The 15,294-nt window shown below is 67.2% G+C and carries 25 protein-coding genes; 24 read left to right on the plus strand and 1 reads right to left on the minus strand.

Features of this window, described 5'->3' with window-relative positions; translation table 11 throughout:
* Nucleotides 1–5 precede the first annotated feature (5 nt).
* The 24 genes from rplV to rplQ all read left to right on the plus strand — a co-directional run bounded on the left by rplV (nucleotide 6) and on the right by rplQ (nucleotide 13,196).
* Nucleotides 6–401 (plus strand): 50S ribosomal protein L22, encoded by a 396-nt coding sequence (rplV, locus tag QE377_RS10120; RefSeq protein ID WP_137418048.1) that lies wholly within the window; start codon nucleotides 6–8, stop codon nucleotides 399–401.
* Nucleotides 401–1,159 carry a 30S ribosomal protein S3 gene (gene rpsC / locus QE377_RS10125; RefSeq protein WP_137418047.1) on the plus strand — a complete coding sequence of 253 codons (759 nt, stop codon included), beginning with the start codon at nucleotides 401–403 and terminating at the stop codon, nucleotides 1,157–1,159. Before rplV ends, rpsC begins: the two co-directional genes overlap by 1 nt.
* Nucleotides 1,159–1,578: a 50S ribosomal protein L16 gene (gene rplP, locus QE377_RS10130; RefSeq protein WP_137418046.1), complete on the plus strand. Its 420-nt coding sequence runs from the start codon at nucleotides 1,159–1,161 to the stop codon at nucleotides 1,576–1,578. Before rpsC ends, rplP begins: the two co-directional genes overlap by 1 nt.
* The gene (gene rpmC / locus QE377_RS10135) at nucleotides 1,578–1,889 is read left to right on the plus strand and encodes a 50S ribosomal protein L29 (RefSeq protein ID WP_307322597.1); all 312 of its coding nucleotides are present in this window, start codon (nucleotides 1,578–1,580) and stop codon (nucleotides 1,887–1,889) included. Before rplP ends, rpmC begins: the two co-directional genes overlap by 1 nt.
* Nucleotides 1,889–2,221, plus strand: coding sequence for a 30S ribosomal protein S17 (rpsQ, locus tag QE377_RS10140; RefSeq protein WP_137418044.1), 333 nt, complete (start codon nucleotides 1,889–1,891; stop codon nucleotides 2,219–2,221). The genes rpmC and rpsQ overlap by 1 nt, the downstream gene beginning before the upstream one ends.
* A gap of 34 nt (nucleotides 2,222–2,255) precedes the next feature.
* Nucleotides 2,256–2,624 (plus strand): 50S ribosomal protein L14, encoded by a 369-nt coding sequence (gene rplN / locus QE377_RS10145; RefSeq protein WP_045246799.1) that lies wholly within the window; start codon nucleotides 2,256–2,258, stop codon nucleotides 2,622–2,624.
* 5 nt (nucleotides 2,625–2,629) lie between these two features.
* The gene (rplX, locus tag QE377_RS10150; RefSeq protein ID WP_137418043.1) at nucleotides 2,630–2,989 is read left to right on the plus strand and encodes a 50S ribosomal protein L24; all 360 of its coding nucleotides are present in this window, start codon (nucleotides 2,630–2,632) and stop codon (nucleotides 2,987–2,989) included.
* Complete coding sequence (gene rplE, locus QE377_RS10155) at nucleotides 2,989–3,579, plus strand: 50S ribosomal protein L5 (protein WP_137418042.1); 591 nt, start codon at nucleotides 2,989–2,991, stop codon at nucleotides 3,577–3,579. Before rplX ends, rplE begins: the two co-directional genes overlap by 1 nt.
* An 88-nt stretch (nucleotides 3,580–3,667) precedes the next feature.
* Entirely contained in the window at nucleotides 3,668–4,066 is a 399-nt protein-coding gene (gene rpsH, locus QE377_RS10160) for a 30S ribosomal protein S8 (protein ID WP_137418041.1), read from the plus strand.
* 6 nt (nucleotides 4,067–4,072) lie between these two features.
* A complete protein-coding gene (gene rplF / locus QE377_RS10165; protein ID WP_137418040.1) occupies nucleotides 4,073–4,609 on the plus strand; it encodes a 50S ribosomal protein L6 in 537 nt (178 codons plus the stop codon).
* 2 nt (nucleotides 4,610–4,611) lie between these two features.
* The gene (rplR, locus tag QE377_RS10170; RefSeq protein ID WP_137418039.1) at nucleotides 4,612–4,971 is read left to right on the plus strand and encodes a 50S ribosomal protein L18; all 360 of its coding nucleotides are present in this window, start codon (nucleotides 4,612–4,614) and stop codon (nucleotides 4,969–4,971) included.
* A complete protein-coding gene (gene rpsE, locus QE377_RS10175) occupies nucleotides 4,968–5,660 on the plus strand; it encodes a 30S ribosomal protein S5 (RefSeq protein ID WP_137418038.1) in 693 nt (230 codons plus the stop codon). The genes rplR and rpsE overlap by 4 nt, the downstream gene beginning before the upstream one ends.
* Nucleotides 5,660–5,845, plus strand: coding sequence for a 50S ribosomal protein L30 (gene rpmD / locus QE377_RS10180; RefSeq protein WP_137418037.1), 186 nt, complete (start codon nucleotides 5,660–5,662; stop codon nucleotides 5,843–5,845). The genes rpsE and rpmD overlap by 1 nt, the downstream gene beginning before the upstream one ends.
* Nucleotides 5,845–6,405 (plus strand): 50S ribosomal protein L15, encoded by a 561-nt coding sequence (rplO, locus tag QE377_RS10185; RefSeq protein ID WP_307322605.1) that lies wholly within the window; start codon nucleotides 5,845–5,847, stop codon nucleotides 6,403–6,405. Before rpmD ends, rplO begins: the two co-directional genes overlap by 1 nt.
* Before the next feature lie 138 nt (nucleotides 6,406–6,543).
* Nucleotides 6,544–7,869, plus strand: coding sequence for a preprotein translocase subunit SecY (secY, locus tag QE377_RS10190; RefSeq protein WP_137418035.1), 1,326 nt, complete (start codon nucleotides 6,544–6,546; stop codon nucleotides 7,867–7,869).
* Nucleotides 7,866–8,456 carry an adenylate kinase gene (locus QE377_RS10195; protein ID WP_307322607.1) on the plus strand — a complete coding sequence of 197 codons (591 nt, stop codon included), beginning with the start codon at nucleotides 7,866–7,868 and terminating at the stop codon, nucleotides 8,454–8,456. Before secY ends, QE377_RS10195 begins: the two co-directional genes overlap by 4 nt.
* A 3-nt stretch (nucleotides 8,457–8,459) precedes the next feature.
* Complete coding sequence (map, locus tag QE377_RS10200; RefSeq protein WP_307322609.1) at nucleotides 8,460–9,287, plus strand: type I methionyl aminopeptidase; 828 nt, start codon at nucleotides 8,460–8,462, stop codon at nucleotides 9,285–9,287.
* 11 nt (nucleotides 9,288–9,298) lie between these two features.
* The gene (locus tag QE377_RS10205; RefSeq protein WP_307322613.1) at nucleotides 9,299–9,970 is read left to right on the plus strand and encodes a DsbA family protein; all 672 of its coding nucleotides are present in this window, start codon (nucleotides 9,299–9,301) and stop codon (nucleotides 9,968–9,970) included.
* A gap of 167 nt (nucleotides 9,971–10,137) precedes the next feature.
* Nucleotides 10,138–10,359 carry a translation initiation factor IF-1 gene (gene infA / locus QE377_RS10210; RefSeq protein ID WP_017201569.1) on the plus strand — a complete coding sequence of 74 codons (222 nt, stop codon included), beginning with the start codon at nucleotides 10,138–10,140 and terminating at the stop codon, nucleotides 10,357–10,359.
* A gap of 58 nt (nucleotides 10,360–10,417) precedes the next feature.
* Nucleotides 10,418–10,534 carry a 50S ribosomal protein L36 gene (gene rpmJ / locus QE377_RS10215; protein ID WP_005050492.1) on the plus strand — a complete coding sequence of 39 codons (117 nt, stop codon included), beginning with the start codon at nucleotides 10,418–10,420 and terminating at the stop codon, nucleotides 10,532–10,534.
* A 153-nt stretch (nucleotides 10,535–10,687) separates the two neighbouring features.
* Complete coding sequence (gene rpsM, locus QE377_RS10220) at nucleotides 10,688–11,062, plus strand: 30S ribosomal protein S13 (RefSeq protein WP_137418031.1); 375 nt, start codon at nucleotides 10,688–10,690, stop codon at nucleotides 11,060–11,062.
* Between the two features lie 33 nt (nucleotides 11,063–11,095).
* Entirely contained in the window at nucleotides 11,096–11,494 is a 399-nt protein-coding gene (rpsK, locus tag QE377_RS10225; RefSeq protein ID WP_039395885.1) for a 30S ribosomal protein S11, read from the plus strand.
* 125 nt (nucleotides 11,495–11,619) lie between these two features.
* Nucleotides 11,620–12,609, plus strand: a complete 990-nt coding sequence (locus QE377_RS10230) for a DNA-directed RNA polymerase subunit alpha (protein ID WP_307322618.1) — start codon at nucleotides 11,620–11,622, stop codon at nucleotides 12,607–12,609.
* Nucleotides 12,610–12,644: 35 nt separating this feature from the next.
* Nucleotides 12,645–13,196 carry a 50S ribosomal protein L17 gene (gene rplQ / locus QE377_RS10235; RefSeq protein ID WP_307322621.1) on the plus strand — a complete coding sequence of 184 codons (552 nt, stop codon included), beginning with the start codon at nucleotides 12,645–12,647 and terminating at the stop codon, nucleotides 13,194–13,196.
* A gap of 121 nt (nucleotides 13,197–13,317) precedes the next feature.
* Here the strand turns inward: rplQ and QE377_RS10240 are convergent, their stop codons facing one another.
* Entirely contained in the window at nucleotides 13,318–15,252 is a 1,935-nt protein-coding gene (locus QE377_RS10240) for an acyltransferase family protein (protein ID WP_307322624.1), read from the minus strand.
* Nucleotides 15,253–15,294: the final 42 nt, after the last annotated feature.

Genomic DNA, 15,294 nt, shown 5'->3' on the forward strand with positions numbered 1-15,294 from the left:
AAGAAATGGTGGAGTCCATCGCACGCGTGCGACACATCCGCGTGACCCCTCAGAAGGCTCGTCGTGTCGTCGCTCTCATCAAGGGCAAGCAGGCTGAAGAAGCTCTCGCGATCTTGAAGTTCGCGCAGCAGAGCGCCAGCGAGCCCATCTACAAGCTGGTCGCCTCGGCGATCGCGAACGCCCGTGTGAAGGCGGATGCGGCAGGCGAGTTCTTCGACGAGCAGGATCTGTTCGTCAAGAACGCGTTCGTCGACGAGGGCACGACGCTCAAGCGTTTCCAGCCCCGCGCCCAGGGCCGCGCGTTCCAGATCAAGAAGCGCACCAGCCACATCACCGTCGTCCTGGCGACGCCCGAGGTGGCAGAGACCGCCCCGGCCCAGAGCAAGAAGGCGAGCAAGTAATGGGACAGAAAGTCAACCCGTACGGCTTCCGCCTCGGCATCACCACCGACCACGTGTCGCGGTGGTTCTCGGACTCGACGAAGCCCGGACAGCGCTACGCCGACTACGTGGCCGAGGACATCAAGATCCGTAAGCTCCTGCTGTCGAGCCTCGACCGCGCAGGCGTGAGCAACATCGAGATCGAGCGCACCCGCGACCGCGTGCGCGTCGACATCCACACCGCACGTCCCGGCATCGTGATCGGCCGTCGTGGTGCGGAGGCCGAGCGCATCCGCGGCGACCTCGAGAAGCTCACCGGCAAGCAGATCCAGCTGAACATCCTCGAGGTCAAGAACCCCGAGGCCGACGCTCAGCTCGTCGCACAGGGCATCGCCGAGCAGCTCTCCGCTCGTGTGGCATTCCGCCGCGCGATGCGCAAGGGCCTGCAGGGTGCTCAGCGCGCCGGTGCCAAGGGCATCCGCATCCAGGTCTCCGGCCGCCTCGGCGGCGCCGAGATGAGCCGTTCGGAGTTCTACCGCGAAGGCCGTGTGCCGCTGCACACCCTGCGCGCGAACATCGACTACGGCTTCTACGAGGCCAAGACCACCTTCGGCCGCATCGGCGTGAAGGTCTGGATCTACAAGGGCGACCTCACCAACAAGGAACTCGCTCGCGAGCAGGCCAACGCGCCGAAGTCCCGCGGTCGTGACGACCGTGGTGGCGACCGCCGTCGTGGCCCCCGCAACGAGGCCCCCGTCGCAGAAGGAGCGTCTGCCTGATGCTTATTCCCCGCAAGGTCAAGTACCGCAAGCAGCACCACCCGAAGCGTGACGGCCAGGCCACCGGCGGCACCCAGGTGTCGTTCGGCGAGTTCGGCATCCAGGCGCTGACCCCCGCTTACGTGACCAACCGTCAGATCGAGTCCGCTCGTATCGCCATGACGCGTCACATCAAGCGTGGTGGAAAGGTGTGGATCAACATCTACCCCGACCGTCCGCTGACCAAGAAGCCCGCCGAAACCCGCATGGGTTCGGGTAAGGGCTCGCCCGAGTGGTGGGTCGCGAACGTCAAGCCGGGCCGCGTCCTGTTCGAGGTCGCGGGCGTCAACGAGCAGCTCGCTCGCGAGGCGCTGACCCGTGCCATCCACAAGCTGCCGCTGAAGGCACGCATCATCAAGCGCGAGGAGGGCGACGCGTAATGGCGATCGGCACCAAGCAGCTCGCCCCGAGCGAGCTCGACACGTTCGAAGACCAGCGCCTCGTCGAGGAGCTGCGCAAGGCCAAGGAAGAGCTGTTCAACCTGCGCTTCCAGTCGGCCACCGGCCAGCTCGAGAGCCACGGCCGCATCCGTGCGGTCAAGCGCGACATCGCGCGGCTCTACACCGTGATCCGCGAGCGCGAGCTGGGCATCCGTGCCACGCCCGTCGCCGCTGAGCCGGCGAAGGCGAAGAAGACGAAGGCGAAGAAGACCGAGGAAACCTCGGCCGCCGCCGAAGGAGAGGCTGAGTGATGGCCACCACGAAGAAGGCTGCAGAGGTCGAGCAGACCGCTGGGCACGAGAGCTCGGAGCACGACGTCCGTGACGCCGGCGCCCGTGGCTACCGCAAGGCGCGCCGCGGCTACGTCGTCAGCGACAAGATGGACAAGACCATCGTCGTCGAGGTCGAGGACCGCGTGAAGCACCCGCTCTACGGCAAGGTCATCCGCCGCACCTCCAAGGTCAAGGCGCACGACGAGGGCAACACCGCCGGTATCGGCGACCTGGTGCTCATCAACGAGACCCGTCCGCTGAGCGCCACCAAGCGCTGGCGCCTGGTCGAGATCCTCGAGAAGGCCAAGTAAGCCTCGGGCTTACTTGGAATCCAAGGAGTAACAAGTGATTCAGAACGAATCCCGCCTCAAGGTCGCCGACAACACCGGCGCCAAGGAGCTGCTCACGATCCGTGTGCTCGGCGGCTCCAACCGGCGCTACGCCGGCCTGGGCGATGTCATCGTCGCCACGGTCAAGGACGCGATCCCCGGCGGCAACGTCAAGAAGGGCGATGTGGTCAAGGCCGTCGTCGTCCGCACCGTCAAGCAGACCCGTCGTCCCGACGGTTCCTACATCAAGTTCGACGAGAACGCCGCCGTGATCCTGAAGAACGACGGGGAGCCCCGCGGCACCCGTATCTTCGGGCCGGTCGGTCGTGAGCTTCGTGACAAGAAGTTCATGAAGATCGTCTCGCTCGCTCCGGAGGTGATCTGACCCTCATGGCCAAGATCAAGGCAGGTGACCTGGTTCAGGTCATCACTGGTAAGAAGCAGGACAAGGGCGGCGACCGCGGCAAGCAGGGCAAGGTCCGCAAGGTCCTGACCGAGCAGAACCGCGTCATCGTCGAGGGCGTCAACTACGTCACCAAGCACACGCGGGTCGGCCAGACCCAGCGCGGCACCAAGACCGGTGGCATCGAGACGACCGAAGCCCCCATCCACATCTCCAACGTCGCCCTCGTCGACCCCTCGACCAAGAAGCCGACCCGTGTCGGCCGTCGTGTCGAGGAGCAGGTCAAGGACGGCGTCAAGCGCACCGTCCGCGTGCGCTACGCGAAGAAGTCAGGTAAGGACCTCTGATGAGCACCGCCACTGCCGCGGAGGCTGGCAAGACCCAGCCCCGCCTGAAGCAGAAGTACAACGCCGAGATCAAGAAGGCGATGCAGGACGAGTTCGGCTACGCGAACGTCATGCAGATCCCCGGCCTGGTCAAGGTCGTCGTGAACACCGGTGTCGGCGAGGCAGCTCGCGACAGCAAGGTGATCGATGGTGCGGTCGACGACCTCACCAAGATCACCGGCCAGAAGCCGGTCGTCACGAAGGCCCGCAAGTCCATCGCGCAGTTCAAGCTGCGTGAGGGACAGGCGATCGGTGCGCACGTCACCCTGCGTGGCGACCGCGCCTGGGAGTTCATCGACCGTCTCGTGAACCTCGCGCTGCCCCGCATCCGCGACTTCCGCGGCCTGAACGAGCGTCAGTTCGACGGCCACGGCAACTACACGTTCGGTCTGCAGGAGCAGTCGGTCTTCCACGAGATCGACCAGGACAAGATCGATCGCGTCCGCGGTTTCGACATCACGATCGTCACCACGGCGAACACGGACGACGAGGGTCGCGCTCTGCTGCGTCACCTCGGCTTCCCGTTCCGCCAAGCGGACGCCCAGGCGTAACACCCCCGTGCCGGCATCCGTCGGCATCCACCACAGGTCGGCCGTCGTGTAACGGCGGTCGAAACCTGGTGAACGAAGGAAAACCATCATGACGATGACAGACCCGGTCGCAGATCTGCTGACCCGTCTGCGCAACGCGAACTCGGCGCACCACGACTCCGTGTCGCTGCCGAGCTCCAAGCTCAAGACCCACATCGCCGAGATCCTCCAGCAGGAGGGCTACATCTCCGGCTGGGAGGTCACCGACGCGCGTGTCGGCCAGACGCTGACCCTCACGCTGAAGTACGGCCCGAACCGCGAGCGGTCGATCGCCGGTATCAAGCGCGTGTCGAAGCCCGGCCTCCGCGTGTACGCGAAGTCGACCGAGATCCCCAAGGTCCTCGGCGGCCTCGGCGTCGCGATCCTGTCCACCTCCTCTGGCCTCCTCACGGACCGTCAGGCCGAGTCGAAGGGCGTGGGTGGGGAAGTCCTCGCCTACGTGTGGTGACCTGATATGTCGCGTATCGGACGTCTTCCCATCGACATCCCCGCCGGCGTCACCGTCTCGGTGTCCGGTCAGGATGTCTCCGTCAAGGGCCCCAAGGGCGAGCTCACGCTCACCGCTGCCCACCCGATCGAGGTCAAGGTGGAGGAGAACCAGGTTCTCGTCACCCGCCCCGACGACGAGCGCGAGTCGCGGTCGCTCCACGGCCTGACCCGCACGCTCATCAACAACAACATCATCGGCGTCACCCAGGGCTACACCAAGGGCCTCGAGGTCGTCGGCACGGGTTACCGCGTCGCGCAGAAGGGCTCGTCCGTCGAGTTCGCGCTGGGCTTCTCGCACCCCGTCCTGGTCGACCCGCCTGCGGGCATCACGTTCACGGTCGAGGGCAACAACAAGCTCACCGTGAGCGGCATCGACAAGCAGGCCGTCGGTGAGGCCGCTGCCAACATCCGCAAGATCCGCAAGCCCGAGCCGTACAAGGGCAAGGGTGTGCGCTACGCCGGCGAGGTCGTCCGGCGCAAGGCCGGAAAGGCTGGTAAGTAACCATGGCCGTGACTTCCAAGTCCGAGGCCCGCGCTCGTCGCCACTCGCGTCTTCGCAAGAAGATCGTCGGCACGGCCGAGCGCCCCCGCCTCGTCGTGACCCGTTCGGCCCGCCACGTCTTCGTGCAGGTCGTCGACGACAGCAAGGGCCACACCGTGGCCAGTGCGTCCACCCTCGAGACCGATCTGCGCGGCTTCGACGGCGACAAGACCTCGAAGGCCCGCAAGGTCGGCGAGCTCGTCGCCGAGCGCGCGAAGGCTGCCGGCGTGGCTGACGTCGTCTTCGACCGTGGCGGCAACCGCTACGCCGGTCGTGTCGCCGCGATCGCCGAGGGCGCCCGCGAAGGAGGGCTGAACCTGTGAGCGATGCAACGAACACCAACCAGGAGACCGAAGTGACCGATGCCACTCAGGCTGCGGCGACGGAGACGGCGCCCGCCGAGCGTGAGCGGGAGCCGCGTCGCGGTGGCCGTGAGCGCAACGCCAACCAGCGTGACCGCGGGTCGCGCGACCGTTCGGAGAGCCAGTTCCTCGAGCGCGTCGTGACCATCAACCGTGTGTCGAAGGTCGTCAAGGGTGGCCGTCGTTTCAGCTTCACCGCTCTCGTTGTCGTCGGTGACGGCAACGGTGTGGTGGGTGTCGGCTACGGCAAGGCCCGCGAGGTTCCGCTCGCGATCTCGAAGGGTGTCGAGGAAGCCAAGCGCAACTTCTTCCGCGTCCCCCGCTCGGGATCGACCATCCCGCACCCGGTCCAGGGTGAGGCCGCCGCGGGCGTCGTCCTGCTGCGTCCCGCCGCTGCCGGTACCGGTGTCATCGCGGGTGGTCCCGTGCGCGCCGTGCTCGAGTGCGCCGGTATCCACGACGTCCTCTCGAAGTCCCTCGGCTCGTCGAACACGATCAACATCGTGCACGCGACGGTCGAGGCCCTGAAGCAGCTCGAGGAGCCGCGTCAGGTGGCGGCCCGTCGTGGGCTTGACTTCGACCAGGTCGCTCCGGCCCGTCTGGTTCGCGCCGAGGCTGAGGCCGCGGCCGCATCGAAGGTAGGTGCCTGATGGCTCAGCGTCTGAAGGTCACGCAGGTCAAGTCCAAGGTGAGCGAGAAGCAGAACCAGCGTGACACGCTGCGCAGCCTCGGCCTCAAGCGGATCGGCGACTCGGTCGTCCGCCCCGACGACGCGCAGACGCGCGGTTACGTCAAGGCCGTCGCTCACCTCGTGAAGGTTGAGGAGATCGACTAATGGCTGAGAACGAGAACGTCGAGCAGGCGGCCGAGAAGCCCGCTGCCAAGACGACCCGTAAGCCCGCCGCCAAGAAGGCCGCAGCGCCCAAGGCGGAGAAGAAGGACGTCACCGTGGCGCGCCCGGGCGTGCTGAAGGTGCACCACCTTCGTCCCGTCCCCGGATCCAACACCGCCAAGACCCGCGTCGGTCGTGGTGAGGGATCCAAGGGTAAGACGGCCGGCCGTGGCACCAAGGGCCAGAAGGCCCGCTACCAGGTCAAGGCCGGCTTCGAGGGTGGGCAGATGCCGCTGCACATGCGCACCCCGAAGCTGCGCGGGTTCAAGAACCCGTTCCGCGTCGAGTACCAGGTCGTGAACCTGGACAAGCTCGCGGAGCTGTACCCGTCCGGTGGCGACGTGACCGTCGTCGACCTGGTCGCCAAGGGTGCGGTTCGCAAGAACGAGAAGGTCAAGGTGCTCGGCACCGGCGAGATCTCGGTGAAGCTGAACGTCGAGGTCGACAAGGTCTCCGGCTCCGCTGAGCAGAAGATCGTCGCCGCGGGCGGCACTGTCAAGTAAGCCGCGTCCAGGGGCCGGAGGTCATCTCCGGCCCCTGTCGCATACCCGGAGGATGCGGCCGCTCGGTCACGCGCGGGGTGGGATACCCTGGTGATCTGTGCGCCTCCTGCGCCGGGAACCCTTTCTGGAGGAATCCACGTGTTCAGCGCCATCGCGCGCGTGTTCCGCACGCCTGACCTGCGTCGGAAGATCGCTTTCACCCTGGGCATCATCGTGCTGTACCGTCTCGGTGCACATGTGCCGTCGCCGTTCGTCGACTTCCCGAACGTTCAGTCGTGTCTCGCCGACACGTCGAACACGCAGGGCGTGCTCTCGCTCGTCAACCTCTTCTCGGGCGGCGCGCTTCTTCAGCTGTCGATCTTCGCGCTGGGCGTCATGCCCTACATCACCGCGACGATCATCGTCCAGCTGCTGCGCGTGGTCATCCCGCACTTCGAAACCCTCTACAAGGAGGGCCAGTCGGGTCAGGCGCGTCTGACGCAGTACACGCGTTACCTGACCATCGCCCTCGCCCTGCTGCAGTCCACGACCCTCGTGACCGTCGCGCGCAGCGGCCAGCTCTTCGGCAACACCGGTGTCGCCTCCTGTGAGCAGCTGCTGACCAACGACGCATGGTGGGCGCAGCTCCTCATGATCATCACCATGACCGCGGGTACCGGCCTCATCATGTGGTTCGCCGAGCTCGTCACCGAACGCGGTATCGGCAACGGAATGTCGCTGCTCATCTTCACCTCGATCGCCGCCACCTTCCCGGCTGCGATGTGGTCGATCTGGCAGGCGCGCGGCTTCGAGGTCTTCCTGCTCGTGCTGGCGGTCGGTGTCGTGATCGTGGCGCTCGTCGTCTTCGTCGAGCAGTCCCAGCGGCGCATCCCGGTGCAGTACGCGAAGCGGATGGTGGGCCGCCGCACGTACGGCGGGACGAACACCTACATCCCGATCAAGGTCAACATGGCGGGTGTCGTCCCGGTCATCTTTGCCTCGTCGCTGCTGTACATCCCCGCGCTGATCTCGCAGTTCAACCAGACCCCGGATGCCGACGGCGCGCTCCCGGGCTGGGTCGTGTGGATCCAGAACTACCTCACGCGCGGCGACCACCCGCTGTACTGGCTGCTGTACTTCCTGCTGATCGTCGGGTTCACCTACTTCTACGTCGCGATCACGTTCAACCCCGTCGACGTCGCGGACAACATGAAGAAGTACGGCGGGTTCATCCCCGGCATCCGTGCCGGCCGTCCGACGGCCGAGTACCTCGACTACGTGCTCACCCGCATCACGCTGCCGGGATCGATCTACCTGGGTCTGGTCGCGCTCATCCCGCTGATCGCTCTTGCGACAGTGGGGGCGAACCAGAACTTCCCGTTCGGCGGCACCTCGATCCTCATCATGGTGGGTGTCGGGCTCGAGACCGTGAAGCAGATCGACGCGCAGCTGCAGCAGCGTCACTACGAAGGGCTCCTGCGATGACCGCGCGCCTGCTGATCGTGGGGCCCCAGGGCTCCGGCAAGGGCACACAGGGTGTGCGGATCGCCGAGGCGTTCGGCGTTCCGGCGGTGTCGACGGGCGACGTGTTCCGCGCGAACATCTCCGAGGGCACCGCTCTCGGCCAGCAGGTGCAGGCGATCATCGCGGCGGGGAATCTGGTTCCCGACGAGCTCACGAGCGCCGTCGTGCGCGACCGGCTCGCGCAGGACGACGCTGCCCCCGGCTTCCTCCTCGACGGCTACCCCCGCAACCTCGGTCAGGTGGGAGACCTCGATGCGTTCCTGGAGGAGCGCGGCGAGAGCCTCGACGCCGTGATCGAGCTCGACGTGCCGCGCGACGAGAGCATCGCACGCCTGACCAAGCGCGCTGCGGAGCAGGGGCGCACGGACGACACCGCCGAGGTCATCGCGCACCGGCTGAGCATCTACGAGAACGAGACGGCGCCGATCCTCGACGTCTACCGCGAGCGCGGCCTCGTCGTGGCGATCGACGGCATCGGCTCCCTCGATGTGATCACCGAGCGCATCCTCACGGCTCTCATCGCCCGCGGGCTGACGCCGGCATCCTGAGTCGTGCTGCGACGGTCCATCTACAAGACCCCGGCGCAGTTGCGCCAGATGGTCGAGCCGGGGTTGATCACCTCGGCCGCGCTTCAGGCCGTACGGGAGATGATCGCCCCCGGCGTCACGACGGCTGAGTTGGATGCGGTGGCCGCCGCCGTGATCACCGGCCGCGGCGCGGAGTCGAACTTCCAGCTCGTCCGCGGTTACCGTCACACGACGTGCGTGTCGGTCAACGAGCAGGTCGTCCACGGGATCCCCGGCGACAGGGTGCTCGAACCCGGCGACATCGTCTCTATCGACGCGGGGGCGCAGTTCCGGGGGTGGAACGGCGACTCGGCCATCACGATCGTCCTGCCCGACCCCGACCGGCCGGAGCTCGTCGCAGCGAGGCGCGAACTGTCGCGGGTCACCGAGGGGTCCATGTGGGCCGGCATCGCCGCGATGGCGACCGGACGTCACATCGGCGAGATCGGAGCCGCCGTCGAGGATCACATCACCGCGGCGGGGGAGTACGGCATCCTGCGCGACTACGTCGGGCACGGAATCGGTCGCAAGATGCACGAGGCGCCATCGGTTTTCAACTACCGTGTGCCGGATCCGGGGCCTCGCATCCAGCCCGGGCTCGTGCTCGCCATCGAGCCGATGGTCGTCGCAGGTTCCGAGGCGACGTTCGTCGAGGACGACGAGTGGACGGTCTCCACGATCGACGGTTCAGCCGGCTCCCACTGGGAACATAGCGTCGCCGTCCATGATGGAGGCATCTGGGTTCTCACGGCCCCCGACGGCGGAGCCGCGGGGCTGGCTCCGTATGGTGTGAAGCCGGTCGAAATCGAGTAGGAAAGAGCGTCATGGCAGCGGCAAAGGGCAAGACAAACTGGTTCGCGATTTGGATCAGCGTCGTCGCTGTCGTCGCCATCGTGGTGGTCGGCGGTCTCGTGGTCGTCTTCAACAACGTGGCCGCGGACCCCGGCAAGGCCCCCGAGGCCTCCAACATCGACTCCTCCACGGGAGCGATCTCCTTCGGCACGGGCGAGCACACCGTCGACACGTACATCGACTTCATGTGCCCCTACTGCAACCAGTTCGAGCAGACCGAGGGTGAGACCATCCAGGGCCTGGTCTCGTCGGGCGACATCACCCTGAACGTGTACCCCGTCGCGATCCTCGACCGTCTCTCGCAGGGCACCGAGTACTCCAGCCGTGCCGCCAGCGCCATGTACGCGGTCGCCGCCGCGGACCCCGACAACGCCTACGCCTTCCTGCAGGCGCTGTACGCGAACCAGCCCGCCGAGAACTCGACCGGTCTGACCGACGAGCAGCTGGTGGAGCTCGCGCGCGGAGCGGGTGTGAACGTCACCTCCGACCTCGAGAGCGCGATCACCTCGAACGCGTACATCAAGTTCGCGAAGTCGCGGTCACTGCCGGAGGGTGCGACCGGAACGCCGACGCTCCGCGTCAACGGCGATCTCGTGCAGATCACGTACAACCCGCAGACCGACATCCTCAGCAGGATCTCCTGAGCGGGATGGAGCGATCGGGCCGCCGCTCAAGTGGCGCGATGCGGCTCTATCACCTATAGTTGATCTTTGGTGCTTTGCGCCTTCGTTGGCGTGTCGCCGTCGAGGCGTTTCCGGCACCGAATCCCATCCACCGCAGATCGACCGGTCTGCACGAGGGTAGCGAGGCTATGGCTAAAAAAGACGGTGTCATCGAGATCGAGGGCGTGATCTCCGAGGCTCTGCCCAACGCGATGTTCCGCGTCGAGTTGAGCAACGGGCACAAGGTGCTCGCCACGATCTCCGGCAAGATGCGGCAGAACTACATCCGCATCATCCCCGAGGACCGCGTCGTCGTGGAGCTCTCGCCCTACGACCTCACGCGCGGCCGCATCGTCTATCGCTACCGCTGATCCGGTCGAGAAGTAACGGCTCCGCTTCGGAGCACGAAGACAGCGAACAGGAAGCATCATGAAGGTCAACCCCAGCGTCAAGCCGATCTGCGATCACTGCAAGGTGATCCGTCGTCACGGACGCGTCATGGTCATCTGCAAGTCGAACCCGCGCCACAAGCAGCGCCAGGGCTGACGAGCAGTCGGCGGATGCGGCTGGCGGCCGCATCCGCTCCCACAACTGAACAACGAACAACAGGCAGGATCAGAACCCGCAAGGGGGACACCTCGGGCGGAGGCCCGGGCACCGATCCTGCTCCACACCTCCACTCACTCCTAGGAGAGCCGCATGGCACGTCTTGCCGGCGTCGACATCCCGCGCGACAAGCGCGTGGTGATCGCACTCACGTACATCTACGGCATCGGCCGTACCCGCTCCGTCGAGATCCTGAAGGCGACTTCGATCGACGAGAGCATCCGCGTCAAGGATCTGACCGACGACCAGCTCGTCGCGCTCCGTGACTACATCGAAGGCACCTACAAGGTCGAAGGTGATCTTCGTCGCGAGGTCGCTGCCGACATCCGCCGCAAGGTCGAGATCGGCTCCTACGAGGGCCTGCGTCACCGCCGCGGCCTGCCCGTGCGCGGTCAGCGCACGAAGACCAACGCCCGCACGCGCAAGGGTCCCAAGCGCACCGTCGCCGGCAAGAAGAAGGCGCGCTAAGGCGCGGCCCCCAGGGTTTAGGAGAACACGCACATGGCACAGGCCAAGTCCGCGGCGCGCAAGCCCCGCCGCAAGGAGAAGAAGAACATCGCCGTGGGTCACGCCCACATCAAGTCGACGTTCAACAACACGATCGTCTCGATCACCGACCCGTCCGGCGCCGTCATCAGCTGGGCGTCCTCGGGTGGCGTGGGCTTCAAGGGCTCGCGCAAGTCGACCCCGTACGCGGCCGGCATGGCCGCCGAGTCGGCCGCCCGTCAGGCCGCCGAGCACGGCGTCAAGAAGGTCGACGTCTTCGTGAAGGGTCCGGGTTCGGGCCGCGAGACCGCGATCCGTTCGCTGACCGCTGCCGGCCTCGAGGTGGGGTCGATCCAGGACGTCACGCCGCAGGCGCACAACGGCTGCCGCCCGCCCAAGCGTCGCCGCGTCTGACGTCTCACAGCTTCTGGATGCCGGGGCGCGCCGCCCGACGGTGCGCCCCGGCATCCGCGAGAAAAACTCAACACCTCATCCACGCAAGTGTCATATAGCGGGCACTTAGCCGAAAGGAACACATCGTGCTCATCGCACAGCGTCCCACTCTGACCGAGGAGAAGATCGGGGAGTTCCGCAGCCGCTTCGTCATCGAGCCGCTCGAGCCCGGCTTCGGTTACACCATCGGCAACGCGCTGCGTCGCAGCCTCCTCTCGTCCATTCCCGGTGCTGCTGTCACCAGCATCCGCATCGACGGCGTGCTGCACGAGTTCAGCACCGTCCCCGGTGTGAAGGAGGATGTCACCGAGATCATCCTGAACATCAAGCAGCTGGTCGTCTCGAGCGAGCGCGACGAGCCCATCACGGCCTACCTGCGCAAGACGGGTGCGGGCGAAGTGACCGCCGCCGACATCTCGGCTCCGGCCGGCGTCGAGGTGCACAACCCCGAGCTGGTCATCGCGACGCTCAACGACACCGCTCGTTTCGAGCTCGAGCTGACGATCGAGCGCGGCCGCGGCTACGTGTCGGCCACGCAGAACCGCAACGAGTACGCCGAGGCGGGGCAGATCCCGATCGACTCGATCTACTCTCCGGTCCTCAAGGTCAGCTACCGCGTCGAGGCCACCCGTGCCGGTGAGCGCACCGACTTCGACAAGCTCGTGCTGGACGTCGAGACCAAGCCCTCGATCGCCCCGCGCGACGCCGTCGCGTCGGCCGGTCGCACCCTGACCGAGCTGTTCGGCCTCGCTCGCGAGCTGAACGTCGAGGCCGAGGGCATCGAGATCGGCCCCGCGCCGGTCGAGACCGTCCTCTCCAACGAGCTGTCGATGCCCATCGAGGACCTCGACCTCTCGGTGCGCTCGTACAACTGCCTGAAGCGCGAGGGCATCAACACGGTGTCCGAGCTGGTCGCCCTCTCGGAGACCCAGCTCATGAACATCCGCAACTTCGGTCAGAAGTCGGTCGACGAGGTGCGCGACAAGCTCGTCTCGCTCGGTCTGTCGCTGAAGGACTCGGTGCCCGGTTTCGACGGCGCCCACTTCTACGGCGGATACGAAGAAGACAACGCCTGATCCGGCTCACCCGCGAAATCCTGGAGTAACTGAGAATGCCCAAGCCCACGAAGGGACCCCGCCTCGGAGGCGGCCCCGCACACGAGCGTCTTCTGCTGGCGAACCTTGCCGCGGCACTGTTCACGCACAAGTCGATCACGACGACCGAGACCAAGGCCAAGCGCCTGCGTCCGCTCGCCGAGCGTCTCATCACGTTCGGCAAGCGCGGCGACCTGCACGCGCGCCGTCGCGTGCTCTCGGTCATCGGTGACAAGGAAGTCGTGCACGTCCTGTTCACCGAGATCGCGCCCCTGGTGGCCGAGCGTGAGGGCGGCTACACCCGCATCACGAAGATCGGCAACCGCAAGGGCGACAACGCTCCCATGGCCGTGATCGAGCTCGTGCTCGAGCCCGTCACCAAGAAGAAGGCTGCCCCCGCCAAGAAGGCCCCCAAGGCGGAGAAGGCTCCCGTCGAGGAAGCCCCCGCCGAGGAGACGGTTGTCGAAGAGGCTCCGGCCGAGGAGACTGTCGTAGAGGAGGCCCCCGAGGCGTCCGAGGCCGCCGCTGACGAGGCTCCGGCCGAGTCGGAGGAGAAGAAGTCCGAGTAATCGGACCCGCCGGGACCTGTCCCGGCCCCTTTGCACCGCGAACCCCGCGTGATCTTCGGATCCCGCGGGGTTCGCGCCGTTCACGGCGGGGTGACCGGAGTAGGGGTGTCCGGCAGCGCCCTCAGCCCGCGTCGGGTGAGCCGGGTGCCTGGAACAGCTGGGACCGACGCAGCTCCTGCTCGAAGGCGCGCTGTGCGGAGAACGCGGAGAACCGGGCCTTGGCGCGTTGCGCGTCGGCGAGAGCGGCGACGACGGTGTCGGCATAGATCCTGCCCCCCGCATCCCCGGGGTGCACCTCGTCGCCCGCGAGCAGATCGAGGTGCGGCGCGATCGCCGACTGCCAGTCGGCGATCTGCACCCCTCGGTGCGTGCGGGCGAACGCGGCGATATCGGCGTTCACGCCGGCGATCCAGGAGCGCGGCGCGGACGCGGTGACGAGCACGAGCTGACGGTCGGGGCCGATGACCTCGAGCACCTGATCGAGGGTGCGCTGCGAGATCGACCCGTTGGTGCCGAGGCCGAGGACCACGAAATCGCGCAGTCTGCCGGAGTCCGCGAGGGAGCGCAGGATCTCGGGAGCCGCGGACATCTGACGAGACACGACGGCGTCCACGTCCGCCCCGGGTAGTGCAGCGAGCAGGCTGGGGGCGGAGGCGAGCATCACGGAGTCGCCGACGGCGGTGACGTCATCGCCCGTGACGGCGTCGTCGTCAGGATCCCCGTCCGCGATCGTCGGGGCGGGTTGATCCTGCAGCGCGTCCATGCCGGCGGCGACCACGGCCTCGCCGCTGGAGACCGCCGGAGCCGAGACCACAGCGACGGCCGCGCCGGCGACGAGCAGGAGGCCGGCCGCCGCCGCACCGACGGCCCGCGCTCGAGGGCGCGAGCCCGACGCGAGCGCCCGTCGGAGATCGCCGACGACCGGACGCACTCCGCGTCGGCGCACCGGGATCTCGAGAAACCGGTATGACAGTGCGGACAGGATCACTGTCGCGACCAGCGCAGCTGCGCCGATGGTCGGCGGGAAGGGGCGGTCGACGCTCGTGCCCTGCCAGGCAGCGACCATCAGCACCAGCACCGGCCAATGCCAGAGGTACAGGCCGTACGAGCGTTCGCCGATCCACCGCAGAGGCGTCGTATCCAGCGCGCGCCCCAGCAGCGACCTCGGCCAGGCCCCCGCCACGATCACGATCGCGGAGAGTGCGCTCGCTGCGACGAGTGCGCCCGGGAAGGTCGCGGTGCTCTGGCTCTGACCGACCGTCGCGAGCAGGACGAGGCCCGCAAGAGCGGAGGTGCCGAGCGCGGATACGCCTCCTCGTACGACGCGGCGCCGCATCCAGTCGTGCTCGACGCGCGCGGCCGCGCGCCACGTGACCGCGACGGCGACTCCGATAAGGAGGCCGAACGCGTGGCTGTCGGTGCCGAAGTAGGCGCGCGTGACGCGTGCTCCCAGGGTGAGCGGGTCGGCGGAACCGGAAGCGACGATCGCCGCCATCCACACCGCGGATGCGGCCGCCGCAAAGAGCACCGCGCCGACGCGCATCCAGGCGCGCGGCAGCAGGAGGAGCGCGAGCAGGAGCGGCGGCCACACGAGGTAGAACTGCTCCTCGACGGCGAGGGACCAGAGGTTGCGGAACAGTTCGCCGCCCCCGGAACCGAAGTAGTCGGCGCCGTCGGCGACGGCCGTCCAGTTGTATCCGAACACGAGCGCGCCCGCGAGCTGTCGCCCGAGCCCGGCCAGCACGTCGCCGCCGACCAGCCATGCCGCGCTCGCGCACACCGTCAGGACGAGCAGGAGGGCCGGCAGCAGCCGTCGGGCCCGCCGGCGCCAGAAGGCGCCGAGCGCGACGCGGCCGGTCTCATCATGCTCGCGGAGCAGCAGCGAGGTGATGAGGAATCCGCTGATCACGAAGAAGACGTCGACGCCGATGAAGCCGCCCCGCATCCACCAGCCGGGAAAAAGGTGGTACACCACGACGAGCGTCACAGCGACGGCACGCAGGCCGTCGAGACCGGCGTAGCGGGCGCGCGGGTCAAGAGGGGTGTCAGCGATCATGGGGGAGGATCCGGAGGGGAGGCCCGGCCATTCTACGATCCG

This window comes from Microbacterium sp. SORGH_AS_0862 (assembly GCF_030818795.1).
Classification (GTDB): domain Bacteria; phylum Actinomycetota; class Actinomycetes; order Actinomycetales; family Microbacteriaceae; genus Microbacterium.

Coding starts and splice junctions, on each gene's coding strand:
- rpsK (WP_039395885.1), top strand. CDS start 11,096: ATGGCACAGGCCAAGTCCGCGGCGCGCAAGCCCCGCCGCAAGGAGAAG.
- rpmC (WP_307322597.1), top strand. CDS start 1,578: ATGGCGATCGGCACCAAGCAGCTCGCCCCGAGCGAGCTCGACACGTTC.
- QE377_RS10240 (WP_307322624.1), bottom strand. CDS start 15,252: ATGATCGCTGACACCCCTCTTGACCCGCGCGCCCGCTACGCCGGTCTC.
- rpsC (WP_137418047.1), top strand. CDS start 401: ATGGGACAGAAAGTCAACCCGTACGGCTTCCGCCTCGGCATCACCACC.
- rpsM (WP_137418031.1), top strand. CDS start 10,688: ATGGCACGTCTTGCCGGCGTCGACATCCCGCGCGACAAGCGCGTGGTG.
- QE377_RS10205 (WP_307322613.1), top strand. CDS start 9,299: ATGGCAGCGGCAAAGGGCAAGACAAACTGGTTCGCGATTTGGATCAGC.
- QE377_RS10195 (WP_307322607.1), top strand. CDS start 7,866: ATGACCGCGCGCCTGCTGATCGTGGGGCCCCAGGGCTCCGGCAAGGGC.
- rplE (WP_137418042.1), top strand. CDS start 2,989: ATGAGCACCGCCACTGCCGCGGAGGCTGGCAAGACCCAGCCCCGCCTG.
- rplV (WP_137418048.1), top strand. CDS start 6: ATGGTGGAGTCCATCGCACGCGTGCGACACATCCGCGTGACCCCTCAG.
- rpmJ (WP_005050492.1), top strand. CDS start 10,418: ATGAAGGTCAACCCCAGCGTCAAGCCGATCTGCGATCACTGCAAGGTG.
- rplX (WP_137418043.1), top strand. CDS start 2,630: ATGGCCAAGATCAAGGCAGGTGACCTGGTTCAGGTCATCACTGGTAAG.
- rpsH (WP_137418041.1), top strand. CDS start 3,668: ATGACGATGACAGACCCGGTCGCAGATCTGCTGACCCGTCTGCGCAAC.
- rplQ (WP_307322621.1), top strand. CDS start 12,645: ATGCCCAAGCCCACGAAGGGACCCCGCCTCGGAGGCGGCCCCGCACAC.
- rplP (WP_137418046.1), top strand. CDS start 1,159: ATGCTTATTCCCCGCAAGGTCAAGTACCGCAAGCAGCACCACCCGAAG.
- infA (WP_017201569.1), top strand. CDS start 10,138: ATGGCTAAAAAAGACGGTGTCATCGAGATCGAGGGCGTGATCTCCGAG.
- rpmD (WP_137418037.1), top strand. CDS start 5,660: ATGGCTCAGCGTCTGAAGGTCACGCAGGTCAAGTCCAAGGTGAGCGAG.
- rplO (WP_307322605.1), top strand. CDS start 5,845: ATGGCTGAGAACGAGAACGTCGAGCAGGCGGCCGAGAAGCCCGCTGCC.
- rplR (WP_137418039.1), top strand. CDS start 4,612: ATGGCCGTGACTTCCAAGTCCGAGGCCCGCGCTCGTCGCCACTCGCGT.
- rplF (WP_137418040.1), top strand. CDS start 4,073: ATGTCGCGTATCGGACGTCTTCCCATCGACATCCCCGCCGGCGTCACC.
- rpsQ (WP_137418044.1), top strand. CDS start 1,889: ATGGCCACCACGAAGAAGGCTGCAGAGGTCGAGCAGACCGCTGGGCAC.